The sequence below is a fragment of the Gimesia fumaroli genome, assembly GCF_007754425.1.
In the GTDB taxonomy this organism is placed as follows: domain Bacteria; phylum Planctomycetota; class Planctomycetia; order Planctomycetales; family Planctomycetaceae; genus Gimesia; species Gimesia fumaroli.
Genome location: NZ_CP037452.1, coordinates 5,423,644 through 5,447,033, shown reverse-complemented (window position 1 = coordinate 5,447,033; position 23,390 = coordinate 5,423,644). Strand labels below are relative to the sequence as shown.

The 23,390-nt window shown below is 50.7% G+C and carries 27 protein-coding genes; 6 read left to right on the top strand and 21 right to left on the bottom strand.

The annotated features are described in order from the left end of the window. Positions 1–34: 34 nt before the first annotated feature. The 8 genes from Enr17x_RS20720 to Enr17x_RS20685 form a co-directional block, all read right to left on the bottom strand. The gene (locus Enr17x_RS20720) at positions 35–2,635 is read right to left on the bottom strand and encodes a polynucleotide kinase-phosphatase (RefSeq protein ID WP_145311612.1); all 2,601 of its coding nucleotides are present in this window, start codon (positions 2,633–2,635) and stop codon (positions 35–37) included. A 1-nt stretch (position 2,636) separates the two neighbouring features. Then, positions 2,637–4,046 carry a 3' terminal RNA ribose 2'-O-methyltransferase Hen1 gene (locus Enr17x_RS20715; protein WP_145311611.1) on the bottom strand — a complete coding sequence of 470 codons (1,410 nt, stop codon included), beginning with the start codon at positions 4,044–4,046 and terminating at the stop codon, positions 2,637–2,639. 15 nt (positions 4,047–4,061) lie between these two features. After that, positions 4,062–4,580 (bottom strand): hypothetical protein, encoded by a 519-nt coding sequence (locus Enr17x_RS20710; RefSeq protein ID WP_145311610.1) that lies wholly within the window; start codon positions 4,578–4,580, stop codon positions 4,062–4,064. A 22-nt stretch (positions 4,581–4,602) separates the two neighbouring features. Further along, positions 4,603–5,715 (bottom strand): AAA family ATPase, encoded by a 1,113-nt coding sequence (locus Enr17x_RS20705; protein ID WP_145311609.1) that lies wholly within the window; start codon positions 5,713–5,715, stop codon positions 4,603–4,605. Next, complete coding sequence (locus Enr17x_RS20700; protein WP_145311608.1) at positions 5,712–6,452, bottom strand: RNA ligase family protein; 741 nt, start codon at positions 6,450–6,452, stop codon at positions 5,712–5,714. The genes Enr17x_RS20705 and Enr17x_RS20700 overlap by 4 nt, the downstream gene beginning before the upstream one ends. Positions 6,453–6,646: 194 nt before the next feature. Further along, entirely contained in the window at positions 6,647–6,814 is a 168-nt protein-coding gene (locus tag Enr17x_RS20695) for an SEC-C metal-binding domain-containing protein (RefSeq protein WP_145311607.1), read from the bottom strand. Between the two features lie 134 nt (positions 6,815–6,948). After that, the gene (locus Enr17x_RS20690; protein WP_198000708.1) at positions 6,949–7,413 is read right to left on the bottom strand and encodes a DUF1569 domain-containing protein; all 465 of its coding nucleotides are present in this window, start codon (positions 7,411–7,413) and stop codon (positions 6,949–6,951) included. A gap of 50 nt (positions 7,414–7,463) precedes the next feature. Continuing rightward, entirely contained in the window at positions 7,464–7,811 is a 348-nt protein-coding gene (locus Enr17x_RS20685; protein ID WP_145311605.1) for an ArsR/SmtB family transcription factor, read from the bottom strand. A 58-nt stretch (positions 7,812–7,869) separates the two neighbouring features. Here Enr17x_RS20685 and Enr17x_RS20680 point away from each other — a divergent pair, with 58 nt between their 5' ends. Together Enr17x_RS20680 and Enr17x_RS20675 are read left to right on the top strand one after the other, a co-directional pair. After that, the gene (locus tag Enr17x_RS20680; protein ID WP_145311604.1) at positions 7,870–8,319 is read left to right on the top strand and encodes an SRPBCC family protein; all 450 of its coding nucleotides are present in this window, start codon (positions 7,870–7,872) and stop codon (positions 8,317–8,319) included. A 38-nt stretch (positions 8,320–8,357) separates the two neighbouring features. After that, on the top strand, positions 8,358–8,792 hold the full coding sequence (locus Enr17x_RS20675) for a hypothetical protein (RefSeq protein ID WP_145311603.1): 435 nt from the start codon (positions 8,358–8,360) through the stop codon (positions 8,790–8,792). On the opposite strand, the gene Enr17x_RS20670 is transcribed toward Enr17x_RS20675, so the two are convergent. Further along, positions 8,776–10,074 (bottom strand): SUMF1/EgtB/PvdO family nonheme iron enzyme, encoded by a 1,299-nt coding sequence (locus tag Enr17x_RS20670; protein WP_145311602.1) that lies wholly within the window; start codon positions 10,072–10,074, stop codon positions 8,776–8,778. The genes Enr17x_RS20675 and Enr17x_RS20670 overlap by 17 nt on opposite strands. Before the next feature lie 253 nt (positions 10,075–10,327). On the opposite strand from Enr17x_RS20670, the gene Enr17x_RS20665 reads away from it, so the two are divergent. After that, complete coding sequence (locus tag Enr17x_RS20665; RefSeq protein WP_145311601.1) at positions 10,328–12,748, top strand: right-handed parallel beta-helix repeat-containing protein; 2,421 nt, start codon at positions 10,328–10,330, stop codon at positions 12,746–12,748. A gap of 37 nt (positions 12,749–12,785) precedes the next feature. Here the strand turns inward: Enr17x_RS20665 and Enr17x_RS20660 are convergent, their stop codons facing one another. From Enr17x_RS20660 to Enr17x_RS20605, 12 genes are all read right to left on the bottom strand, one after another. Next, positions 12,786–13,406 (bottom strand): pyridoxamine 5'-phosphate oxidase family protein, encoded by a 621-nt coding sequence (locus Enr17x_RS20660; RefSeq protein WP_145311600.1) that lies wholly within the window; start codon positions 13,404–13,406, stop codon positions 12,786–12,788. Positions 13,407–13,546: 140 nt separating this feature from the next. After that, entirely contained in the window at positions 13,547–14,131 is a 585-nt protein-coding gene (locus tag Enr17x_RS20655) for a carboxymuconolactone decarboxylase family protein (protein ID WP_145311599.1), read from the bottom strand. A gap of 90 nt (positions 14,132–14,221) precedes the next feature. After that, positions 14,222–14,803, bottom strand: coding sequence for a TetR/AcrR family transcriptional regulator (locus tag Enr17x_RS20650; protein ID WP_145311598.1), 582 nt, complete (start codon positions 14,801–14,803; stop codon positions 14,222–14,224). A gap of 128 nt (positions 14,804–14,931) precedes the next feature. Beyond that, positions 14,932–15,267: a hypothetical protein gene (locus Enr17x_RS20645; RefSeq protein WP_145311597.1), complete on the bottom strand. Its 336-nt coding sequence runs from the start codon at positions 15,265–15,267 to the stop codon at positions 14,932–14,934. 4 nt (positions 15,268–15,271) lie between these two features. Further along, complete coding sequence (locus Enr17x_RS20640) at positions 15,272–15,691, bottom strand: SMI1/KNR4 family protein (protein WP_145311596.1); 420 nt, start codon at positions 15,689–15,691, stop codon at positions 15,272–15,274. Between the two features lie 199 nt (positions 15,692–15,890). Further along, positions 15,891–16,520, bottom strand: a complete 630-nt coding sequence (locus Enr17x_RS20635) for an SET domain-containing protein (RefSeq protein WP_145311595.1) — start codon at positions 16,518–16,520, stop codon at positions 15,891–15,893. A gap of 312 nt (positions 16,521–16,832) precedes the next feature. Continuing rightward, positions 16,833–17,222 carry a DUF805 domain-containing protein gene (locus Enr17x_RS20630; RefSeq protein WP_145311594.1) on the bottom strand — a complete coding sequence of 130 codons (390 nt, stop codon included), beginning with the start codon at positions 17,220–17,222 and terminating at the stop codon, positions 16,833–16,835. Positions 17,223–17,303: 81 nt separating this feature from the next. Then, entirely contained in the window at positions 17,304–17,714 is a 411-nt protein-coding gene (locus tag Enr17x_RS20625; RefSeq protein WP_145311593.1) for a DUF805 domain-containing protein, read from the bottom strand. Between the two features lie 257 nt (positions 17,715–17,971). Further along, complete coding sequence (locus tag Enr17x_RS20620) at positions 17,972–18,328, bottom strand: VOC family protein (protein ID WP_145311592.1); 357 nt, start codon at positions 18,326–18,328, stop codon at positions 17,972–17,974. 202 nt (positions 18,329–18,530) lie between these two features. Continuing rightward, positions 18,531–18,965: a GNAT family N-acetyltransferase gene (locus tag Enr17x_RS20615; protein WP_145311591.1), complete on the bottom strand. Its 435-nt coding sequence runs from the start codon at positions 18,963–18,965 to the stop codon at positions 18,531–18,533. Positions 18,966–19,061: 96 nt separating this feature from the next. Further along, positions 19,062–19,667: a hypothetical protein gene (locus Enr17x_RS20610; RefSeq protein WP_145311590.1), complete on the bottom strand. Its 606-nt coding sequence runs from the start codon at positions 19,665–19,667 to the stop codon at positions 19,062–19,064. A gap of 712 nt (positions 19,668–20,379) precedes the next feature. Beyond that, positions 20,380–20,940 (bottom strand): hypothetical protein, encoded by a 561-nt coding sequence (locus tag Enr17x_RS20605; RefSeq protein ID WP_145311589.1) that lies wholly within the window; start codon positions 20,938–20,940, stop codon positions 20,380–20,382. Positions 20,941–21,097: 157 nt separating this feature from the next. On the opposite strand from Enr17x_RS20605, the gene Enr17x_RS20600 reads away from it, so the two are divergent. The 3 genes from Enr17x_RS20600 to Enr17x_RS20590 all read left to right on the top strand — a co-directional run bounded on the left by Enr17x_RS20600 (position 21,098) and on the right by Enr17x_RS20590 (position 23,090). Further along, positions 21,098–21,286, top strand: a complete 189-nt coding sequence (locus Enr17x_RS20600) for a hypothetical protein (RefSeq protein WP_145311588.1) — start codon at positions 21,098–21,100, stop codon at positions 21,284–21,286. Next, positions 21,283–21,996 (top strand): methyltransferase family protein, encoded by a 714-nt coding sequence (locus Enr17x_RS20595; protein WP_145311587.1) that lies wholly within the window; start codon positions 21,283–21,285, stop codon positions 21,994–21,996. The genes Enr17x_RS20600 and Enr17x_RS20595 overlap by 4 nt, the downstream gene beginning before the upstream one ends. Before the next feature lie 119 nt (positions 21,997–22,115). Then, a complete protein-coding gene (locus Enr17x_RS20590) occupies positions 22,116–23,090 on the top strand; it encodes a phosphotransferase enzyme family protein (RefSeq protein WP_198000706.1) in 975 nt (324 codons plus the stop codon). Positions 23,091–23,390 lie beyond the last annotated feature (300 nt).

Below are 23,390 nucleotides of genomic sequence, written 5' to 3'. Positions count from 1 at the left end.
CTCCAGACTGGCATGTCGTGCCAGTGATCTATTTTTAAAGTCGAGGATCGACTGGTTCACTTTCCAGCGCGAGTACACCGAACACACATTCATGGACCCGCCTTAATGGTTCCCGGTTCACGAATCGTTCCAATCCCTCAATGCCCAACGCAAATTCCCGCTGTGCCAGCGATCGTTTTCGCCCTACATTGCGGCTCCGTAATCGGGACAGGTTCTCAGCAGCGTCATAGTCGGGGCCATAGATAATCCGCAGATACTCTTTTCCCCGGCACTTGACCGCAGGCTGTACCAGTCCCTGTGTTCCACGCTGGACCCACTCCCGTGGTTTCACAACCATGCCTTCTCCACCCTGATTTGTCAACTCGGTCCACCAGTCAATTCCCGCCTGCGTACTGACAGCATCAGTCAGATCAACACTATGATACACTGTCGCCAATAACAGTTCGGGATCCTGCTGGCAGACGCGTTCCAAAGTCTGCATATGCCACAGATGATTTTGATCGATGTGAACGCGCCCCTCGGTTGCCAGCAGATGGAATGGGGCCAATTTCAGATCATTCAGTGATTCCACAGGCCAGCAATACTGCCGATACGCGGTGACAAACTGCTCGATTGTCGTCTGACGACTGCGATAGCGCGCCAGGACGTCATCCGCCTGCGCACGTTCATCAGCAGGTAGACGCTCGGTTGCTTGCGCGAGTGCATCGACGACTTTCGGCAGCGCCGCGTTCCCCGCAGCACCGACGGCAGCATATTGTGACTGCAACAGCGCCTGTGCTTTGCTCGACCAGGGCATGAGTTCACAGTCGAAGCAGGCCCAGGGCGTCTGAAATTCATTCCAGAAGTCGGCAGCACTTAATGCCAGACGCAGCCGTTCCAGAAATTCTGCTTCCAGCGATTCCTGATTGAAAAACCGCCGCCCGGTTCGTGTGTAAACGATACCGAGTTCTTCTTCCATCACACCAAACCGATTACGCGCTGTTTCCTGATCACGACAGACCACGATCACGGCCCGCGAACCCATGTGCTTTTCTTCGCAGATCACCTCGGGAATCCCCTGGCTGCGAAAATACGAAAATGCTTCCGCCGGATGCTCCAGTAAGCCCGCTTCAGTCGATGTTTCCGGAGGAGACATCGTGGGCGGAAGGTAGATCAGCCATTTGGGATTGGCGGCGAAACGACTCATGACTTCCAGCGCCGCGGTCGCGTTCTCTTCCCGAATTGTGATATTGGGTTGTAGTCGCGTCGAGACAATCCGCTTGCCGATGACGTCTTGCACATCTAGCAGATCATCGTGCTGCTGTTGTGCTGACTGTGTACTCGACCCCGCCTCGGTATAGAGGGGTTTCGCATATTCACAGTAAATCTTGCCGGCAGGTACCGAGACAAATTGTTTTTCAGGATAGCGCAGCGCGGTCAAACAACCTCCAAAGACGCAGCCCGTATCAATGTTGACTGTCCGGTTCAACCATTGTGGATCAGGAACCGGCGTATGACCATAAACGACATGGGCATCACCGCGGTATTCTGCCGCCCAGTTATAGCGTACGGGAAAACCAAATTCGTCTGTTTCTCCTGTTGTTTCACCATACAGAGCAAACTCGCGGACTTTCCCGGAACCTCGTCCCTGCAGTTCGGATTTCATCCCCGCATGTGCCACGACCAGTTTGCCCTGATCGAGCACATAATGGCTGATCAGGCCGCGCAGAAATTCTGCCATCGCCTGGCAGAACGGCTGTTGAGTCTCTGCGGGCAGGGCGTCGATTTCAGCGACGGTCTCGGCCATTCCGTGTTTTAAGTTCACGTTCTTACCATTCAGTTTGCGCAGCAGTTTCATATCGTGATTGCCGGGCACACATAATCCGGTTCCCTGCTGAACCATGTTACGCGCAATCCGTACGACATCCAGCGACCGCGGCCCCCGGTCGACTAGATCGCCCAGAAAGACCGCTTTACGTCCTTCCGGATGGGTAAAATAGTCAGCCCCCCAGAGCGGGTCTGGTTCGTCGACGGTTTTCAATTCGTAACCGAGTTGCGCCAGCAATGCTTCCAGTTCATCACCGCAGCCATGAATATCACCAATGATATCGAACGGGCCACATTCTTCACGCCGGTTATTCCAGAGCGGAACCCGTTCCACTTTGGCCGCTTCAACATCTTCGATCGTCTTCATCTCAAAAACATAGCGAAACCCTTCTCGTCGGAGATGTTTCAATGATCGTTTCAGTTGGGATTTCTGATTTCGTACCACATGCGGCCCGAAGGCGCGGTCCGGTCGACTTTGATTGCGTGCCTGGCAGATCTTTTCAGGCGTGTTCAATACAATGGCAACCGGCAGGCAGTGATATTGTCTGGCTAACTGCACCAGAGGCTGTCGCGCTTCTTTCTGTACGTTGGTCGCATCAACGACGGTCAGTTTCCCCAACGCCAGTCGTTTGGCGGCAATCGTATGCAGCAGGTCAAACGCTTCTTTAGTGATACTCTGATCGTTTTCGTCATCGCAGATCATACCCCGGCAGAAATCTGAGGAGATGACCTCGGTTGGCAGAAAGTGTTTCCGCGCAAACGTGCTCTTGCCTGATCCACTCGGACCAACTAAAACGACAAGTGATAAATTCGGAATCGAGATTTTCATTTTAACCTTCTTCCAGGCGTTCAAAAATTCCCATCTGTGTCGGTGCGCCTACTTCTTTGTCTTCGGGACCGACTGACAGAAACCGAACTGTGTAACCAAAACTGTCTGCAATTTGTTCTGCCCAATTCTGAAATTCAGCACGCGTCCATTCAAACCGGTGGTCGGAGTGACGGACCTGCCCTCCCGGTAGCGACTCCCACATCACGTTGTATTCACGGTTGGGGGTGGTCAGTACAATGGTTTTCGGTCGGGCAAATTCAAACAGCATTCGTTCCAGAGCCGCCAGTCGAGGGGGATCAAGATGCTCGATCACTTCGACCAGCGCCGCAGCATCGAAACCTTCCAATCGGCGGTCGCGATAAGTCAAAGAGCCGTGAAGCAGTTTGACTCGATTGGCCTGCCGTTCAGGAAGTTGTTTCAGCTTGAGCCGTTTCGTGGCAATTTCCAGCGAACGTACTGAGACATCCAGTCCGACAATCTGTTCGAACTGACGATCTGTCATCAGTTCACGCAGTAGCTTTCCTTCACCGCAGCCCAGGTCGAGGACACTTCGCGCCCCACTGGCGCGGAGTGCCGCGAGTACACTGCCGTGCCGTTGCTGATTCAGGCTGGTTGTTTTTTCCGGGAGATCTTCTTCCAGTGCATCGTCCATTTCTTCCGCTTCGAGATCGTCTGTCTGCGCTTCTTCAACCAGTCGGGCCAGCGCACTGCGATACAGACTTGGCTTGAATTTCAGATAGCGGCGGCTGATCTGTTCTTTCAGTGGATGATCGGCTAACCAGCCCGCGCCTCTTGCGAGTAGTTTTTCCAGTTCATCGCTGCCTACAAAATAATGTTTCCGATTGTCAAACACTGGAATCAGCACATACAAGTGATTCAGTAGTTCGGCGACCGCTTTGGTTCCTTCCAGTCTGACCGAAAAACAGGGACTCTCGCCCCATTCCGGGAAGAGTTCATCCAGGGGATATGTTTGAGTACTGACGTCATACCCCAAGGGTTCGAAGACAGCGCGAATGAATTCCTCGCCACCACGCACGGGCAGCACGTTGATTTCAGACGTCAGACGCAGGGGAGTCTCAACCAGTTCCGGTCGATGGTTACAGCGGCCATTGAGGGCCGATCTCAGGACCTGGGAAATCGCAACGCTCATAAATGAGGAGGCAACGTAAGGTCGGTCATTCACATACTGATCGAGTAGAAACGATTGCTTGCGTCCCTTGCCACGGACCATACCCACCGGATCCACGTCCAGCAGCAGAGATGCCGTACAACGATCCTCTGTGACTTCAGGGTAAAACAGATGCGCTTGCCCGAAGCTCAGGTCGAAGCTCTGCAGGCGATCGGGGTGTTTGTGCAGCAGATATCCCAGATCGGTCGCAGGAGTATGGTTGGCTGTGATCGATAATAACACGTAAAGTGATCCTTATTAGTCAAAATTCCAGTCTTTTGGCAATTCGCCTTCGCAGACGGCACAAATAAACCAGTTGTCTTTGATTAAATTTGTCTGCCCGCATTGAGTACAGCGACGAAAATCAAACGCTGGTTCAAAATATTCAGGATGTTCAATTCCGATTTGATCCAGAGCGGAATCAACGGCATGCCAGGATTCTGGTTCAGGGCAATACCCGGTGGACTGATTCGTGATGTTTTCAATGACACAGTTTTTATCTTGGTATGCAAAGCCCATTTCTCCTGCGCTCAAAACATTGTGCCCCGATGCGCAGACAACATGCTCATTGTGGCGATCAGTAAGTTTCAGTCCGCCGAAAGTGGCAATGACAAAGGTTACAATCAGCGGTTGATTATGAAGAGATTCAAAATCAAGTTCCTTCAACCGTTGATTTAATTCCGGTTGAGTCGAGATGGGTGGGGTGACGGGTGCTTTCAGGGCACGATCTTTTATCTCGGCTGGTCCAACGTATTTGTATTGCTTTGGGGGAATCATGTCTGTTTAAGCTCATTTTTATTCAACTTCTTGAGTACACAAGCGAATGAGCTTCCGTGCTGGTGGGAGGTTCGCAGCGTTGTGCAAGTTGCTGGATCACTTTTTCCGGTACCACCTTCGTTCGTTGCTGATTCTGTTTTAGAATCGTCTTCAGCGGCGGTTCCAGATAGACGATTTCGATGCGGGCACCGTAATCGGCAAACAGATTAATCCACCGTTGGCGCGTCGGGCGCGAGAGGTTGGTGGCGTTATACGCGAATGATGTTTTCTCACGCAAAAATTCACGGCAGCGCTCCTGAGCCACTTGGGCGACTTCCCCCTGATTCTCTGTAGGGTGAATCTCCAGTTCTCCGCGGACTTCATCCAGCGAAACGACTGGAAGATTCGCACGATGCTGCGCCAGCCAGGTATCTTTTCCACTGCCGGGCAGTCCCGCCAGCATGGCGACGGTACAGGTATAGTCTTCATGGGGAATGTAATGCAGGTTGGGTTCTGAACTGCGGTAAAACAGGAACCGGGCCTGATCGTTGGCAAACGGATACGGTTGTTCGAAACAGTCCAGTTCTTCCGCGATCATTTTCCAGAAACGCAGGTGTTCCTCGGGACGACTCATTGAATCGGTCGAACGACCGCGCGTGTCAGCCAGCGCGAACAGATACAGCAGTCGATGATTCACCAGCCATGAAAGCGAAATGATTTCATGTTCCGGCTTCGATTTTTCCAGCAGAAACGCCGGTCGGCCATGAAAACGGACCAGACGGCAGATGGTTTCGCGGGTTTCCAGGTCGCAGTCCAGTTCACGCAGAATGCTACGTGCGAGATGTTCCCCTTTGACAGCATGTTTGGGAGAACGAATACGGCCGGTATCAGGGTCGGTCTGTGAAGTCAGCGGTTTTGCAGCATCATGGAGCAGGGCGGTGAAGATCAGAACCGTTTGTTCCTGAAGCGACAAGTCTCCCCATTCGTTTAGTTCAATCAGTTGACGGCAGACCATTTTCGTATGCGTCCAGACATCCCCTTCCGCATGCCAGTCTGCATCTTGCACGCACTGGGACATCGCCTGAGACCAGGGCTGATCTTCGGCCCAGTGCAGGATTGTTTCAAGATTGGATTGTGAAAGGGTATCCCAGTTCATGACCAGATATCCGCTTGTTGGGAAAGCAGGTTCGGCACCATCACCTGATGCTGCCAGTGGCTGCTCTGTTTGATTTTCTCTACAAATTCCGGCCGAACAAATTTGGCTCTGCCGGTCACGGCTTTCGTTGTTTCCGTTCTCAGATAGACTCCTTCCATCAGGCTATCTGTCCTGTTCGTCATCGGATTTTCAAACGCACTGTCAAATGCGGAGTCTCCAATCAGCGTTTCCAGTGTTTTTCTGGTAATCGCGCCTTGATGGATTACGGGCACGGTTTCAATGCCGGTGCCTGCCAATAACTCAAGCCGACGTGGCAGGCTCAGGAAGACCTGCTGGATTTTGTCATAGATATCAAATTCAAAAAAGTAGTGCGGCAAGCTACGATAGTGAATCGAATGCCGGGCGTAGACCCATTCACCAAACAGAATGAACCGGTCTTCCAGCATACGTTCCAGATCAGAGCGTTTGACGACGGCCCATTGTTTGAACAGATCGTATTGCGGATGCATGCCTTCATTAATCAGGTGGCCGCGGCATTGCAGAACCAGTTCGCCGCTTTGGGAAAAATGGAGACCGACATTGGTGCCATCAATTTTTTCTTCGACGATTAAAGACGGATCGGCAATAAACCGTTCCGATTCCTGCGCACCGAGACGTTTATCATCAGCGGTCCCCGTAGAGCCGAACAGATGAGGTGTCCGTGGATATTTTACAAATTGATCGTGGGAACGGCCCATCGGTCCGGACTCTCTTTAACAAAAGTGAAGGGGATGTTTCCGATTCAGCAGCATCAGGATACACAGAACATCTGTGTTGATTCTGGCAGATCGCTACTGACATGAGAACTCAAAGTCTGAAAAAACACACACAGATTCAGAACGTTGTATGTGTGCTGTTTATTCTCTGAAAAAAGTGATCACGGTTGACGCCGTCAAAAGCAGCCCCGCTGGAGGCAACACTTTTTGAATCGCCTGCCGGAACCACAGGGGCACAAATCATTGCGGCCCAGTTTCTCTTCCAGCAACTTGACGCCATGTACAATCCGCGTACCCCGCTTGACCTGGGTTTCTGACGGAAACCCTTTGCGGCGTTTGCTCATCGTTTCAAAAAAACGGTATTTCGTCGAATTCGTTGTGTCGCATCACACACCTCCCGTGGGCAGAGAATAGAGTGGTTTGCAAAAGAAGACACCGGAAACGAAGACAGGTTCGCTGACGAAGTATGAATCATTTCTTAATCGGGAACCACAAAGCTCATGTGCATCTCGGCATGCCGCAGGTGGAACCGGTCCCATTCTTCGGGGGAGAGCATACCGAAAGCCGGGTGATCCGCGTTGCGGGCTTCTAGTTGCTGGCGTTTGATTGCAGCTTCTAGCGCTGCCAGTCCCTCTTCGATGGAGGTTTCCTCAGGAGTCATTCTGGCCGGAGCATTGAGGCCGGGGGGAATGCCTTTGCTCAGGAATTTCCGTTTCATGAATAAACGCACAATCAGACGCATCGGTGCGGGAAAGCAAAAACCAAATCCGTCAATTGAGGCGTTCTGAGAGATAGCAAGATGCATGAGAATCTGCCCCAGAGACCAGTTTCCGATGGTATGCACGTTGCTGTTTGCCATCTGTTCTGCATCAGCCAGCAGATCATCCAATGAATTATAATGCACGCTACGGCGGCCTTGAATTTTTTTAGTCTTCACTGCCATTGTAGTTCTCTTTCTATACAAAAATGATTTCGATTGAGGGGCCTGCCGTTTCAACTTTCCTCGTCTGCAGACATCTCCTCCAGCAGGTCGCCCAGAGCGTCCAGCGATCCTTCCCAGAATTCCCGGTGTTTCGAAATCCATTTCTGTGCTTCATTGAATGGCTTGATCTGCAGTTGAAAGCGGTGGACTCGCCCCTCCACGCGGCGTGAGATCAAACCTGCCTGCTCCAGCACGCGGATATGCTTAGAGACAGTAGGCTGTGCGATCTCGAATGGTGCTCCCAGATCACTGGCGGTCACTTCGCCCCGCTTGGCCAGCAGCGACAGCATCTTCCGGCGTGTGCCGTCTCCTAAAGCGTGAAAAGTTCTGTCGAGCTGGTGTTGATAATGTATAGCCATATGGCTATATTAAATCGAGGTGAGTCAAATTGTCAAGTTCAAACAGTTGGGAGAAACGATGGTTGCAGAATCTTCTGAGGAGAAACTGGTTTTACGTCGAACCTATGCGTCGTCGCCGGAAGTTGTCTTTCAGGTTTGGACAAACCCGGAATCCATGCGGCGCTGGTTTCGACCGAGTCAAGAATTTACCCATCAATTGATCGAAGTTGATTTGCATGTCGGCGGACAATATCGCGTTGCCTTCGAATCTCCAGAGGGCATTGTTGATGTCTTAACTGGCGAATTTCTGGAAGTCACTCCCCCGCATAGGCTCGTCTATTCCTGGATCTGGGAAGAACCGAACGAGCATGCAGGGATCGAAACACAGGTCACGGTCGAGTTTCTGGAACAGAATGGAGGCACCGAACTCGTGCTGACACACGAACGATTCACGAAACCAGATATCAAAGAGCGTCATCTGGGTGGTTGGAGTGGCGCACTGGATCTTTTGCATGAGTCGTTTACTTAAAGATAAAGAAGAATCACACGCTCGTTTCGAGGAAAACCATGTTGAACTATAAAAAGATCGTACTCGGGACACTGGGATACGCGGCGATCACATTTCCGCTGGCGATTGTCTGGCATCTGGTTCTATTTAAAGCTACCTATGACAGGCTGGGGTACTTCAGTCGAGAAGAACCGATCATCGCTTTCGGCTTCGCCGCGATTTTCATACAAGGGGCGATTCTATCGTTGTTGTATCCGTTTCTGTGCGGCGGACTGTCGTTCGTTAAAGGGGCCATCACCATCGCGCTGGTCATGGGCATTTATCATTGGACCATGCACGTGCTCGCAGCCGCTGCCAAGCAGAAGATTGAGCCACTGTCTCTCTGGTTCGGTCTGGAAACGGCTTACCTGGCAATTCAATTCACATTAGCGGGGCTGCTGCTGGCGTTTATCTATCGCGAGTCACCACGTGTTGTAGTTAACTCAGATCTTTGACGGAACTGACGCAGCGAAAACCGAGACAACGCCCGCGTGCCAGCGGCGGACGTCCTCTCCGGTAGGAACTGCGGCAGAGTGAGGCGGGGCCAACCCAGCTTCCGCCTCGCTCACTACGGACCAGTGTCGTGGTACGGTTTAAGGGGTTTTGATGAGTTGCTTCCAAAGTCTGATAAAAGTCTGCATCATACCAGTCACGGCACCACTGCCAGACATTGCCGGCCATATGATGCAGGCCAAAGGGAGACATTCCTAGTTGCATATTCACCGGTGCCAGTGGCAGTGTCTGAGCACGGTAGTTGACTTTCTGCCGATGCAGGCCAGCTCGGAGTCTGACGGGCTCAGGCTTAGCCTCTCCCCAGGGAAAAGGGCACGATTTCGAACCTCGGGCCGCATATTCCCATTGCGCTTCTGTTGGCAGGCAGCTTCCCGGGGTTTCGTCAGAATCATCCAGATAACTGGTCCACAGGCGGTCGTTGGCCCATAGAGAATAGGCGTTCGCACCATACCAGGACACCAGAATCATCGGCCAGGTTTCACAGCCGGGCAGGGGCCGCCATTCACTTTGATTCCGATGAATCAGCATGTGGATGTCGCGATCATCATCTGTGTTGAGCATGAACCAGTCGGTAAGAAATTGATCAGGCACTTCACCCACCGAATTCAGGAACCGGCAATATGCGGTTGTCGAGACTGGTTCGGCGTCGACCAAAAACGAATCCAGCTCAACGATATGCAGAGGCCGTTCATCCGCAACCGCTTCAGTCAAATCACTGCCTATCTCTACTTCTGCAGCCGGAAGTTGCAGGCATCGCATCCCATCGGTTTGACGGCGGTACAGCGTAACTGATTCTGTGGTTTCCAGCTTCTCAAACAACCCGGATACAAAGCGGCTGGACTTCTTCCAAATACCATCCAGTTGTGAGAAAGGGATGAGCTTGGCAGCCTGAGCGTTAGTCTGTGGTTGACGAAAATGTTGACTGCTGCGGGGGAGATTCCGTTTCAGATACACATAAACCAGTTCAGCGAGATCAGAGATTCGAAACGGCTGACGGGTGAAAATGGATTTATGTACTGGATCAGAGGTTTCGGAGGGGAGGGCAACGTTGAAATGTTCTTCCAGTTCCATCATCAATTCGACGTAGTCCAGGCTGTCACACTTGAGATCTTCAAGCAGTCGACTGTCGGGTGAAATTTCTGCTCGAGGCATTCCCAGAACTTCGGATGTGATATCGCAAACACGGATTTCAATTTCGCTGAGGCTGAGAGCTGGTGCGGTCATCGAACTAAATTCCAAAAGCGAGGGGGCTGACGCTCAAATTCTGACGGTTTCAAATGGTGTCTGCTGCTGAGATTGATACCCAGTCTACCTGTTTTGACTGACTATAACAGTGATTAACCAATTTTGTATTTGTGTATAGCTGTTGTGACTGGACGTAGAGGAAACACCTCCTTTTTGTCGAAGTTACGGGTGGCCTGCATTGTAAATAAGTTCTCTTGTCTTCTAACTCATACTAGAAACAGACGTGTATTTCATGCTTGCCCGATTTCTGCGTTCTCCGTCTCTACTGAGCCTCTTAACCTGCTGGCTATTTTGCTTTATAGTCACAGCACAATCTTCCGCTCAAGACCCGGAATGGTTTGAAGAGGATGCTGATCTCTATCGTGCCTATTTCGACTTTTCGGGAATGGCAGGTGGTGTGAATGATGCCGGACAGGGACTGCTGTTTGTGCCCCTGGCTCAGGATGAAGAGAGCCTGTTCTTCGCCGACTTGCGAGGAAACATCTTTGATAATTCCTCGGCTGAAGGAAACTTCGGTCTCGCATACCGTCGGATGATCGATGATCAGTGGATCGCGGGCGCTTACGGATTCTATGATGTTCGTCGCAGTGAGTACAATAATATCTTCAAGCAGGGAAGCTTTGGTTTGGAGTTACTCAGCATCGAATGGGACTTTCGCGTTAACGGCTATGTTCCCAATCTGAAGCAGAAACGCGTCGACTCGCTCAGTACCGCCTACCTCAGCGGTAATAACATTGTGATGCGGGCGGGTGAGGAACGTGCCTACTGGGGGACCGATTTTGAAGTGGGCCGACTGCTGAAAACATTTGATAACATGAATGTGGATGCTGAATTACGCGGATATGTTGGCGGCTATTATTTTGACAATTCGGCACCCGGCTTCAAAGAAATTGCCGGTCCTCGCGCCCGGGTCGAATTTCGAATGTTCGATCTTCCCTTCTTGGGCAATGGATCGCGTGTGGTATTGGCAGGTCAGTTTCAGCACGACGATGTGCATGGCTCTCAGGGAACGGGATTGTTAACGGTTCGTATTCCGTTGCCCGGAAATGGAGACAGCCAGAAGCTGACGCGTTTCCAGCGGCGGATGGTGAATCCGATTGTACGTGATATCGATATTGTGCTCAATCAGGCCAGGGGGCCGGAAGAGCATACCAAATTGCAATTGACCGGACAGATGCTGAATGACATTACGATCATTGATGCCAATACGGTGAATGCGGAAGCGGTCTTTAATGGTGCGGGGACAGACAGTGTCGTTCTGTTTGACGGAAGTGCAGGAACGATTTCAACCGGCACCGGATTTGTCTTCAATAATGGACAGTTAGCGCTGGCAGGCGGCAAGAGCGTCAACGTAGTCGGTTGTAATTCCGGTGCGGTTACCAGCTTTAGTTATGGTTCACAGCCAACCGTCATTGGTGCTAATCCTGCAAGTGACGTCTTCACCATGGCGGATAATTCCAGCATTGTCGGGATGGATATCATCGGCGGTAAAAACGGGATCTACGGGAATAATCTGAACGGGTTCACGATTGCCTGCAATACCATTACGAGTGCATTTGAGGACGGGGTGCATCTGGATGGCAATACCAACGGAAATATCACAGGGAACACATTTGTCGATAATGGACTACCGACGGATAACGACGGCCTGGAAATCGAAAACTTCACCGGGGGAAGCATCACGGGTAATATCGCTCGCGGTAACAAATATGGATATTATCTCGTGACGGTCAGTGGCGGTATCATCCGCGACAACCTGGCAGAGCATAATGTCTATGATGGGTTTGACTTCGATACATTTAACGGGGGAACTTTCACACGTAATATTGCACAGCATAATGGCGAAGACGGGTTCTACTTTGACGACGATATTACAGGGGGCGTCTTCTCGAATAATATCGCCCGACATAACGGAAACTTCGGGTTTAATATGGATGGGATGACCGGGGGGACCTTCAGGGGTAACCGGGCTGAAGATAATGCTTACGCCGGGATTGCTTTCTTCGATGATATCACCGGGGGGACGATCTCGAATAATGTGGCGGTACGAAATGATGACGGGTTTTATTTCGATAATGACGTCACCGGTGGAACCTTCTCAGGCAATATTGCCAATCAGAACCGCTACAACGGTTTCTGGTTTGCGGACGATGTCTCCAACATGACATTCACGCAGAACAGTGCAGCGCACAACGGCGTCAACGGGATCAAATTTGAAGGGACCGTTTTAGCAGGTGCCATGATTAGTGAGAATACGGCGATTGCCAACGACGACGATGGCTTCGACTTTGAAGATATCAATGGCGGCAGAATCGTAAATAACACGGCGACAGGCAACCTGGAAGATGGCTTTGACTTTGATGATAATTTCGTCAGCGGCGTATTGCGTAACAACACCTCGATTGGAAATGCATTTAACGGCTTTGATTTCACGAGCCCGATCCAAGGTGGCATGATTACCGAAAACAGTGCACAGAGTAACTCAGGTAACGGCTTCGAAATTGACATCTTCAGTGGTGGAAACACGGCGACCTTCTCGAATAACTCAGCCACACAAAACTCAGGTGCAGGCTATGATGTTATCTCGGGGACACCTCAGAACGGCGTCGGAACGAACTCCGGGTCTGGCAACGGAAGTAACAACGGATTCTGATCAATAGGAAGCAGTAGGGACAGGGGGACTGCTTTCCTCAATGGCCAGGTTCAATGCCTTTCTCGAACCTGGCCATTTTTTCTTTTAACAGACGATTTTCCTCCTGCAATGAGTGAATCAGTGGCAACACTTCCTTTTGAGGCAGCCGCGGATGGATATGCTGTGGGCAGTTCATATCCCAGGCTTCTATTGAAAACAGAATGGCACGTTCAACGCGCGCAGAGTAGGTGGTATCTCGGACCTGCTTAATCAGTTCCGGGTCGTCTTCGATCACGCGGGCACTGCCCCAGATTTTAACTCGGCGGCGATTGAGATAATCCATCAGAAACAGGAACGCCTGTGAGTTTTCAGCCAGATTACCCAGGCTGATAAATTGTCGATTGCCGGCAAAATCCGCAAATCCCAGTGTGGTTTCGTCGAGAACTTTGAGAAAACCTGGATTGCCGCCCCGGTATTGAATGTAAGGCTGCCCGGACTGGTTGGCCGTACCCAGATAAAACATATCCCGATCCGATAGAAAGACAGCCAGGTCAGGTGTCACTTTTGTCTGCCAGCCAGACCCTTGTTCCATTCTGCTATACTGTGAACGTGATCCTTTGCTGGATTGGATCGCTTTTACGGATGAAGTAAAAGCAATATCGCTTGCAGGTCGATTCATGTCTGGTTTCTCTTTAACGGACTGAAAAAAAGCCGGGACTGGTGGATCACACCACAAGCCCCGGCATTCGCAACAGAACAAATTCGTCTGACTGTCTTTAGAGGAGACCTCGCATCAGTCAGGCAATCGTCTGCCGATGATTAAGCACAGGTTGAACCTTCCGTATGGCAGCACGCAGCGCCCTGAGCGTTCAGCGGCTCGACTTCAGGGAAATCGATTTCGGTATCGGCCACATGGTTGAAATAATTCGTGAAGATATTCAACGCGACATTCGCGACAACTTCCGCAATCGCGGCGTCATCGTGACCGGCATCGCGCACGTCCTGCACATCCTGATCGGAAACAAACCCTTTCTTTTCCAGAATCCTGCGAGAGAATGACAACAGGGCAGCGGTGGAGGGATCGGCGTCGGTACCGGCCCGATTCTCCGTAATCTGCTCCGGGTTCAGGCCAGCCATTTTGCCCAGCGTTGCATGGGCGGCCAGACAATAGCCACACTGATTCGCTTCACCCACTGTTAAGGCAATCTGCTCCCGATTTTGATTCGAGAGCACGCCTTCGGCTAAGGTGCCGCTGAATTTCAGATACGCGTCCAGTACAGCTGGCGAGTGGGCCATGGTCTGCATCAGATTGGGGGCCATTCCCAGTTGTGCTTTGACTCCCTCCAGTAATGTTTTCGATTTTCCTTCTGCTGCTTCAGGCGCAATGGCGGTTAAACGTGGCATCGTAGTTCTCCTTCAAAAATGGGTAGTAAAAAAGTGAAACTCAAAAAATACAGACAGGTCTGTATGATTGCTGCAAAATAAAAAGAAACTCTACTTCCGTTTCGCTTTGGCAATCAGCATGTAAGCTGCTTCTTCGGCAATCTGTGCTGCTTCGGAATTTCCTTCACTGACTGAGGTAACAATGGCCCCTTCGACCAGGACAGATATCGCGGGGGCGACCACGGCGGCCTTTGGTCCTTCTGCTTCAATAATGATCTCCGTTAACTGGTCTCGAAATCGTCGTTTGTGTTCGGTGCAAAAGACCGACGCGGCATGCCGTGGATCGGCTAGCTCTGCAGTGGCATTGATAAAGGAACAACCCCGGTAATCCGGGCACTCAAACCAGTCTTTCAGGCCTGCGAAAAATGCTTTGAGCGAATCCAGCCCCCGGGACTGATGCTCCATCATCCGTTGCTTCATAAACAGATCAAACTGTTCTTCGCGATACTTCAACACCTCCAGAATCAGTTCGTCCTTGGAGGAGAAATGGTTGTACAACGTCATCTTGGCAACCCCCGCCTCGGCGATCACCCGGTCAATGCCCACCGCGCGAATCCCCTCTGCATAAAACAACCGTTCGGCTGTTTCGAGGATTCGTTTACGGGCACTGGATGGTCTTTGTGTTTTGCTCATACTTAAAATATACAGACCTGTCTGTTTTTGTCAAGCGGCAATTCTGAAAAAAAATGAAATCGGTTTTTTCTGGATTTAATTCAGAGCGGGAACTACTCGGTTTCCCCCCCCGGTATTTCAGGCTCAATTCAGATTTTCGTAGGGTGAAACCATTTTCGATCGATCATGATCAACGGGGCAAACAGGTAACCCAGCTCGTTGCCCCGGCTGACATATTCTCCTTTGATGTTTTTGAACTTGTACTGAAACCAGCAGCCTTGGGGCGTCCAAATCACAATATCTGATGTCGCCAGTCCATGACTCCGATAGCGGACTTGTCCCGACTGGTTAAAATAATAGCCACCATTCCAGGTGAGATAGAGATAGACGCCGACATAGATCGCAAGATAAATCAGTAGAGTTAGAACGATATCTTTGACGATTTTTTTACGCGACCACTGTTTTTTATCAGTGGTTCCATTCATCTGATTAAACCACTTCCAATTCCTCTAGAAACTGGTCGAGGGAGTCACACACTTTTTCGACATATCCCCCTTCATTGGGAGCAAAGATCCAGACGGAATAGCCGTCATTCGGGTCGACACAGAGCAGGTCTTCATCCCCTTCCGCGATGGTCAACCAGGTTTTGATGCGGTCATAAGGAATTTCATTGTCTTCATCATCAACGGTGGTCGTTTCGCCGGTGACGTATTCGATCATCTCGGCATAGAGTCGGGCCTGTTCAATGTACGGCGCGACGTCTCCTTCGTTGAGTTCGAACGGTTCAAGCAGGTCCTGCCGATCGGTGATGCCCCATTCCCGATCGTTGTGATTCGCATAGGAGCCATCGAGAATCGAATCGAGCCACTTTAAATAATTCTGCGGTAAATTCACTTTCGGAGCAGCCATCTCTGTACCCTTTCTTGAACGCGGAAGGAAGGAGGATGCTTCAGCCGGATCCAACTGGAGCTGTCAGCACACAAATGTCAAACGCGCTGACTGGCGAAGGAAATTCGTTCGACTTCAAGAATTCCATCGGCAGATCTAAGGCTCCATGATACCAGGCTGGAATTCAGAACTGCAAGTAGGAAATGACCGTGCGATATCGTTAAGTCAAGACGCCGTTCCCGTTTCTGCGGGGAGGCGTCGGTTCTGCTTCTTGATAATAGTTCGTCAGAATCGATTGCATTTCCCGGTTGCCTTTCGAGATTTCCAGAATTTCGTTCCACATCTCTTCGCTGAGCAATTCCTGGAGCGGCTGCTCCAGATGGGGGATGCGATGAAATACCTTCAGCAGTTTCTTGTCCCACACCTTGTAGTATTTCGCCAGGTCGTCGGGATAGACGATTTTGCGGCGGGTCCCTTCGTCAATGCCGCGGAAGGGGGTGGGGATATTCAGATAGCCGTAATCGTCGGTCAGCTGTTCGCCGGGGTGAATGTCCCGGATGGCAATTTCAAAGTCGTACGCAGTGGTCAGGCAGTTCGAATGAAAGCTGTGGTTGACGTAGCGGCCGTTGTCCCAGCAGAGGACCAGATTTCCCTGGTTGTTTCGGAAGGAATAAGTGTCGAGGATCTGCTGATAGATCTCTTCCATCGACTGAAATTCGAGGGCGCTGAACTCGCGGTCCAGTTTATCGAGGACCCAGGTAATGGAGCCGGCGGGGATGAATTCGGTGGCGACGACGCCGTAGCCGATTTCGTTGCTGATGAATTTGAGCTCGGTTTTGGGGTGTATCATAGTTTGTTTCCTAACCCGAAAACGGGCGAATACACGAAAGGAATGTTGAAGCGACAACCCATGACGACAGGGCTGACCTCCAGACAGTGTTTAGTTCACAGAGCACCTCGTTTGTTACAAGAATCATTTCAGGAGGATATATACCGTGGAGACAGGGGTTTGCACAGCGCCGACATGAATAATTTTACATGAATTCGGAGCAGAATTTCTGCCAGGCGGAAGCAACTGGTTCCAGCCTGAGGTGGTGGGACCGCAGCGCGCAAATGTTGCTGCTGGAAAGCGGGTAGGGCTTTGTCGCTACAGGTCAACGGGTTAGGTCAGCGGGACCGTTTTCGGATCAGGGCCATATTCGTTTTCGCCCGCATCGCCGTCCAGAACCATCAGGATAATCGTGATCAAGGCACCGATTGCTGGAATCAGTCCGGCAAACAGCCAGAGGGCACTTCGGCCGGTATCATGCAGACGACGGACCGTCACAGACAGTTTGGGCATCAAAACGAGAAACATGTAAATCAGTAACAGCCAGAATCCCAGAAAGGAAATCTCGCCCGGACCACTCATCATCGAGCCGACCGCGGTTCCGAGTATGCAAACCAGGATCGCAAAGAGCGTGTCGAGCAGAGTAAACATCCAATACTCCATCCGACGGGCACGGCCATCCAGGACGGCATACTTTTTCAAGACTGTCAGATACCAGTGCATGATGATCGCTTTCGAAAATCGAATCAGAAGAGGCGCAGACTCATCCCGTAAATGAATGCTCTGCGCCTCATGGATTCATGATTACGAATTATGGGGCTGAGCTGACTGAGAAAAGCTGAGTTCAGGTTCAGCAGCCAGTTTCGGATTCGGTCCGTAATTGTTCGATTCTGGATCACTGTCCAGAATGGTAAAGACAAACAGGATCAGAGCACCGACAAACGGGACCAGAGAGATCAGCACCCACCAGCCACTACGGTTGGTATCATGCAGACGTCGAACGGTAACCGCCAGACTGGGTAAAAAGATAAACAGCGTATAAAGAGCAGGCAGGCTCAGGGCAAACAGGCCGTTCTTGCCACCGATGAGTCCGCCGACCAGACCGACTACAAAGGAAACAATGATATTAAACAGAAAGAACATCCAGTATTCTTTTCTGCGTGCCCGTCCACTGAAATCTGCATATTTGTTGATGACTGCCAGGTACCAGTTCATGTCGTAACCTTTCGTTTCACTCGTGATTTGATGCTTGAAAAAGACTAGTTTAATGAGCGAACGCCTTTTCGCGACAACTTCGAAGCTGTAACCAAACAGCCCGACGATCTGCGTGAAAAGTAGCTTACGAAAGTGTACGCGCAGGAATCTGTTCAGATTTTCAAAGGAAATCGAAAGGGTGAGAGTGGAAATATACTGGTTATGCTGACTGCACTGTTCGCAAAGGGTTGAGGGATTTCACTCACGCTGGAATGTTCTTACTCGGGGTCAGACCAGACGCCAAATTCATTCCCCGCTGGTTCGGTGAACTGAAAGCGTCTGCCGCCGGGAAAGGAGAAGATCGGTCTGATAATGGTTCCGCCGGCTGCTTCCACTTTCGCCAGAGTCTCTTCCAGTCGCTCACTATAGAACACGATGAGTGCCCCGCCGCTTGCGGTGGTAGAGCACAGGTTCGCTTTGAAAAAGCCGCCGTCCAGTCCTTCGTCCGAGAACGCGGTATACTCGGGACCATAGTCAGTGAACGACCAGCCGAAGGCGGCTTCAAAGAAGGCTTTCGTGGCCGCCAGATCGTTGGACGGGAATTCGACGTAGTTCATTTTTTCATGTGCGGGCATGGATGGTGTTCCTGATTGATTAAATGTGACTGAGTGCCAGGTTGTGTTGATTCAATCACTTTGTTGACGATTTCCCAAACGGAATGACCTATTAGCCGAAGGGCGTTAGCCCCGGTTCTTACTCAGTCCGTATTAAAACACACATCGTACAGTATTTCTTTTACAAAGACGAATTGAAAAAAGAAACACGACCGGAAGGAAATTAAGCCGTAAACTGCATTCTGATTAACGGGTTCCCCGTAGGTTCATGAATGGACTCCGATAACGGCGTAAAACCGTAACGCTGATAAAAATTGCGTCCAATACTGTTGGCTTCAAAGACTTCGACTTCCAGATCGCCGCGTAATTCCTGTGCCTTGTCCATCAATGCTTTCCCGGCACCCGTGTCATGAAATTCCGGTTCAACAAAAATCGCACCGACTTCATTCCCCAGTAAGGCAATGAAGCCGATGACCTGTCCCTCCTGCTCGATCACCCAGGTTTCTGCATTGGGCAGATACAGATTGGGGATATTATCGCGTTCCTGATCGAGAAATTCCTCTGTCATAAACGGATGGGCCAGCCGGGTCGCATTTTCCCAGGCCGCTAAGACAGCGTCCAGATCTTCAGCCCGGTATTCGCGAACAATTCGATTCATGTGAGTTCCTGATGAGTGATTGAGAAGAGAGAGCCGTGACTCGAGACGGATGATGATACGCTGACGACACGCAGAGGGCGAACAGGTTCGCTCTAATTATGGAAATTTCTCAAACGGCCACGGGGCTTTCATACCGGTTTTCATCCACTCGTCCAGTTTTCTAATGGTTTCCTGTTGTTTTTCATAAGCCTTTGAGCCATAGGGCTCGTTGTGCGCAAGCTGCAAAAACATCGCACGCGCCTGTTGTGGATCAGGACTCTTCTGATAGATTATCATTTGCTTGTCGCGAGACAGAGGTAGCCAGCTATAAGGACCAGTGACCAGCGAGCTCAATTGCCACATTGCGATTGGCACTCCAAGACAGTTTTTCCCTTCCGCATAACCACCACGCACCCAGACATGTTCATGCTCTGGTTCGATGTTAGCCTGATACCAGTCACTGCTGGGGGTAGGGCGTTCCCAGGCAGAAATCAGAAAACCGGCACCAATGACTCGTTGCTCCGTATGTCTCATACCACAGATGGCACATTTGAAATAGGTTTCGCTGATCACAGGAAACAGATACAGAAAACAGCCAGCGATTGCGAATACGATAAGCCAGCGGAGCACCCGCCTTTTGCGAGGCCGTGCTTTGGTTGTGGTTTCTGGTTGGCTCTTTTCGATGCTCATCAACGACCTCAGAGAGAAGAGAAGGTAGTTCATTACCTATACCATAACCGATTGATCTGAGAGTCACTACACAAATCAGACAACCCGGTTTATTTCTGGAACGTTAGTTTGTTTATTTCAGCATGTAATATTCTGACCTGCTGATCTTATGAGTGTATTCGACGTCTGAACCAAACGGCTGGCAGTATTATGAACAGCAAAAATGGATATAACAGACTCACCATCAACGTCCAAAGGGTCGTTCCATCCTGCCAGCGAAAGTATCGGTAGTAAATGCCCCAGGAATCACCCCAATAGATTTCACGGTCAAACTTTGGTTCGTTGTCTATTTTAATCAGGCTTCCACGGTAAGGGCCGTACTCTGCATCGTTGAAAAAGGCAATCCGACAATCCCAGACACTAACATGAAAATCGTGTCCGAACGACACGCGATGCTTCCATGGATTCAGTACAGGTTTAGCCAGGCAAAGCATAACCGTGCAGACCATTAAGATCGTCGAGATCAAACACGCAATATTGAACTTTCGGTTTTCCATTTGCTGTTTTCAAGCTGTTTTTGAATCAGATTCGTCATGCGTATTGTGAGTGTCTTAAAACGGTTGTTTAATAGCATCTTTGAGAAAACAATTGATTATATCGAACGAGGGCAAGAGTAATGCCTGCCGTAGTAACTGGGTACGAACGGAAGACTTGAAATTCAGTTGCCACGTAAATGAGTGCTCCGGTTCCCGGCTCTGATATGCGTCTACTCTGGTCGTGATGATTTAGCTGTATCTTCTTTTCGTGGCGGAATGAACGAACGAAATTGAAGCGATTTTTCGAAATCTTCAAGTATCTGCTCACGGGGCAAATCAGAAACCATAGAGATATGAATGTCGATCCAACGCTGACTGTAAGCCATATAGTAGTTAACGTGGTGCTTTGGCGCCTTAGCCGGAATGTTCTTGAAGTCGTATGACACTTTAACGAAATGATCGCCCTTCATTATTTCAACGGAATCGACGTCGATCAAAGGATTGCGTTTCATCTTGGGCCAGTAATGCTCAAAACAACCCGTGTGCGTTATAGATTTATTTGCAGGTTGCTCTACGAAGGCAGAGATATTGAATCCATTTGCGGATGCAGCCTGGTATTGGTATCCGCTCTTGCGCAGTTGGCCTTGAAAGACGGCGAGCGTCGGAGTGTCTGCAACGATGAACCAGGATTCACCCAAAATTGGCGCCACAAAGCCATCGGCTTTAAGTGATGCGGAAGAATGCAGGCAGATGAGTAATGCAGTTACACAAACAGAGGCGATGCGATTCATTCGGTGATTCCAAGTGAAGAGGTAAGCACTGTCTTGACGCTTGACGATCGATAGACAGAATTTGATTCTCTCTAAGTATAAAAGGGTTTCTGCCTATGATCAATTGAAGCTTTATCGGCTTGCGTTCACAGCCAGGCCGTACCTGAAAATCACAGAGTTGGATCAGTTTATTGCTGGGCCAATGGTCGCCGGGAATATGTCCGACAACCGGCAACACGACATTGACGTAGGACTCAATGCGATCTATGCTAAATCGATGATGGCAAAGCCGGTTCTCTGGCTGATTTCGTTCATCCTGAAACAAGCGATTGCTCGACATCTGCGAGAAATGAGAAACGATTCATGACTGCTGCCAGCGGCTCGGACAAACCACCACATGGAATCAATCGCCGCCGAGTGATTCTGGGACTATTGGGCCTGCCTGTATTCATTGCCCTGTTTCTGTTCCTGCCTGCTGGCACATGGGCGTGGCCGAAAGGCTGGCTGTTCGTCCTCATTCTGCTGGGCGTCATTTCAGCCGTATTTCTTGTTCTGCAACGTGTGAATCCGGAAGTCATCGTTGCCAGAAGTCGCTTCCACGAAGGCACAAAAGGCTGGGACAAGATTCTGCTCAGCTTTTACTTTCCAGCAATGGCGGCCGTCTTACTCGTGGCGGCTCTGGATGATAGCCGATTCCACTGGTTCCCGGTCCCGTGGTGGGTTTGCGGTGTCGGCTACGCTTTGCTGCTTGCCGGGATTGGAATCGTCACTTGGGCCGAAAGCGTGAACAAGTTTTTTGAAGTCACCGTGCGGATTCAAACGGATCGGGGGCATTCGGTGATCGACACCGGCCCCTATGCCATCGCCCGACATCCCGGTTATGTCGGGGGAATTCTTCATGCCATTGGCATGGCACTGTCGTTGGGTTCTTTGTGGGCATTGATTCCTGCAGGTTTGGCCTCAATGGTGTTGATCGTGCGGACACAGTGGGAGGACCAGACGTTGCAGGAAGAATTGAACGGGTACAAGGAATACGCTATGAGGGTTCGGTACAAGCTGATTCCGGGCGTATGGTAAGGGTAAAAGATCACTTGGCGGGTATAGAAGGTGCCATTCAGTCCTGCCCCCTTTTATCTCCTGTCTTATCATCGTGGCTGTCGGGCAGGCGAGGTCGAGAAATGGCACAAGGAACGACAATGCGAGAGTTTCAATCGCTTACGAAACGCGGGCAGCTTGGCAGATACCGCAGGGCTCTTGGGGATGCGCTTGCAGACTACCCCATCCATGTGAAGTCCGTCCGCCTCGTCTCTGACGGTTCCAGGCCCGTGTTTCGAGTGGACACGAACGCTTGCAGCTACGCAGCAAAATTCCAGAACCCCCAACAGCATGTGCTCTCGCAAATGTACGGAGAAGTACAGTTTCTCGAATATCTTTCTCAGCACACCGATTTACGAGTCGAATCTCCTTTGGCCAATAGCCGCGGAAAGTTGATAACCCAAATCCACAGTTGCTGGCTTCCGGAGCCAGCACATCTTGCGCTCACCCATTGGCTCACCGGCCGCCACCTGGAGAACGCGCCAACCGCACGTTCCTATCACTGTCTGGGACGTTGTGCTGCCGAGCTCCATAAGGCGTCTCAATCGTTCCGACCGCGAAATGGATTTCAGATTCTGACCAATGATCGCGTCTACTACTGGGACGAAGAAACGATTTTGTCCCGACGCGATCGAAAGCTGCTTCCCAAGAGACGTCAGGAATTGTTTCGCACAGGGACGAGACGTGCTCAGCGAGCAATTCAACGACTTTGGAAAAACGGAAAGCCAACCGTCATCCACAACGACCTGCATCCCTGCAACATCAAGGTCCATCACCAGCGCCTGGGCTTGTACGACTTTGAAGACATTACCTGGGGATTCCCCGAACAGGACATCGGCACGGCCATGTATCACATAAGGTTCCGCGATGACTTTGGGACGTTGCTCGATGCCTTTCGACGAGGCTATGAGGAAGCACTCGACTGGCCGCTCGCATCATCGAAGCAACTCGACAGCTTCGTCATCGCCCGCCTGCTGATGTTTGCAAACTACGTCGTCAATTCAAACATCCGCCCAAAACAGCACCTGCCCCGATTTCAGTCAAAGCTGGCCGCACTCCTGGGAGGGGTAAGCTGAAATTAAGGTTCCTGGAACCTTTGATCGACTTCGATATTCGCTCTGCTTCCTCTTTGGTCATTTCACTTTCACCCGCGCATTAAAAAATCTGGAGGTGTTCGGGGTGGCCGTAATGACCACCCCGAACGCCGCCAGATTTTCTGATTCAGAGAATCCTGATTACTTCCCAGGAAATAACCGCATGCGGTTCAGTGTGGGGTTAGTTTAGTTTTTGAATCTGATTCGTCAAGTGGATTGGGAGTGTCTTAAAACGGTGGTATTACAGGGTGTTCGCTTAAACGCATGAGTAGATGTGACAAT

Excerpts from the sequence above, each read along its gene's own strand:
- Enr17x_RS20615 (WP_145311591.1), bottom strand. The coding sequence starts at position 18,965 with ATGAATCGAATTGTTCGCGAATACCGGGCTGAAGATCTGGACGCTGTC.
- Enr17x_RS20700 (WP_145311608.1), bottom strand. The coding sequence starts at position 6,452 with ATGGGCCGTTCCCACGATCAATTTGTAAAATATCCACGGACACCTCAT.
- Enr17x_RS20720 (WP_145311612.1), bottom strand. The coding sequence starts at position 2,635 with ATGAAAATCTCGATTCCGAATTTATCACTTGTCGTTTTAGTTGGTCCG.
- Enr17x_RS20710 (WP_145311610.1), bottom strand. The coding sequence starts at position 4,580 with ATGATTCCCCCAAAGCAATACAAATACGTTGGACCAGCCGAGATAAAA.
- Enr17x_RS20685 (WP_145311605.1), bottom strand. The coding sequence starts at position 7,811 with ATGGCTATACATTATCAACACCAGCTCGACAGAACTTTTCACGCTTTA.
- Enr17x_RS20590 (WP_198000706.1), top strand. The coding sequence starts at position 22,116 with ATGCGAGAGTTTCAATCGCTTACGAAACGCGGGCAGCTTGGCAGATAC.
- Enr17x_RS20680 (WP_145311604.1), top strand. The coding sequence starts at position 7,870 with ATGGTTGCAGAATCTTCTGAGGAGAAACTGGTTTTACGTCGAACCTAT.
- Enr17x_RS20640 (WP_145311596.1), bottom strand. The coding sequence starts at position 15,691 with ATGGCTGCTCCGAAAGTGAATTTACCGCAGAATTATTTAAAGTGGCTC.
- Enr17x_RS20695 (WP_145311607.1), bottom strand. The coding sequence starts at position 6,814 with ATGAGCAAACGCCGCAAAGGGTTTCCGTCAGAAACCCAGGTCAAGCGG.
- Enr17x_RS20625 (WP_145311593.1), bottom strand. The coding sequence starts at position 17,714 with ATGAACTGGTACCTGGCAGTCATCAACAAATATGCAGATTTCAGTGGA.
- Enr17x_RS20690 (WP_198000708.1), bottom strand. The coding sequence starts at position 7,413 with ATGGCAGTGAAGACTAAAAAAATTCAAGGCCGCCGTAGCGTGCATTAT.
- Enr17x_RS20665 (WP_145311601.1), top strand. The coding sequence starts at position 10,328 with ATGCTTGCCCGATTTCTGCGTTCTCCGTCTCTACTGAGCCTCTTAACC.
- Enr17x_RS20630 (WP_145311594.1), bottom strand. The coding sequence starts at position 17,222 with ATGCACTGGTATCTGACAGTCTTGAAAAAGTATGCCGTCCTGGATGGC.
- Enr17x_RS20635 (WP_145311595.1), bottom strand. The coding sequence starts at position 16,520 with ATGATACACCCCAAAACCGAGCTCAAATTCATCAGCAACGAAATCGGC.
- Enr17x_RS20620 (WP_145311592.1), bottom strand. The coding sequence starts at position 18,328 with ATGCCCGCACATGAAAAAATGAACTACGTCGAATTCCCGTCCAACGAT.
- Enr17x_RS20660 (WP_145311600.1), bottom strand. The coding sequence starts at position 13,406 with ATGAATCGACCTGCAAGCGATATTGCTTTTACTTCATCCGTAAAAGCG.
- Enr17x_RS20645 (WP_145311597.1), bottom strand. The coding sequence starts at position 15,267 with ATGAATGGAACCACTGATAAAAAACAGTGGTCGCGTAAAAAAATCGTC.
- Enr17x_RS20610 (WP_145311590.1), bottom strand. The coding sequence starts at position 19,667 with ATGAACTACCTTCTCTTCTCTCTGAGGTCGTTGATGAGCATCGAAAAG.
- Enr17x_RS20675 (WP_145311603.1), top strand. The coding sequence starts at position 8,358 with ATGTTGAACTATAAAAAGATCGTACTCGGGACACTGGGATACGCGGCG.
- Enr17x_RS20595 (WP_145311587.1), top strand. The coding sequence starts at position 21,283 with ATGACTGCTGCCAGCGGCTCGGACAAACCACCACATGGAATCAATCGC.
- Enr17x_RS20650 (WP_145311598.1), bottom strand. The coding sequence starts at position 14,803 with ATGAGCAAAACACAAAGACCATCCAGTGCCCGTAAACGAATCCTCGAA.
- Enr17x_RS20705 (WP_145311609.1), bottom strand. The coding sequence starts at position 5,715 with ATGAACTGGGATACCCTTTCACAATCCAATCTTGAAACAATCCTGCAC.
- Enr17x_RS20670 (WP_145311602.1), bottom strand. The coding sequence starts at position 10,074 with ATGACCGCACCAGCTCTCAGCCTCAGCGAAATTGAAATCCGTGTTTGC.
- Enr17x_RS20605 (WP_145311589.1), bottom strand. The coding sequence starts at position 20,940 with ATGAATCGCATCGCCTCTGTTTGTGTAACTGCATTACTCATCTGCCTG.
- Enr17x_RS20655 (WP_145311599.1), bottom strand. The coding sequence starts at position 14,131 with ATGCCACGTTTAACCGCCATTGCGCCTGAAGCAGCAGAAGGAAAATCG.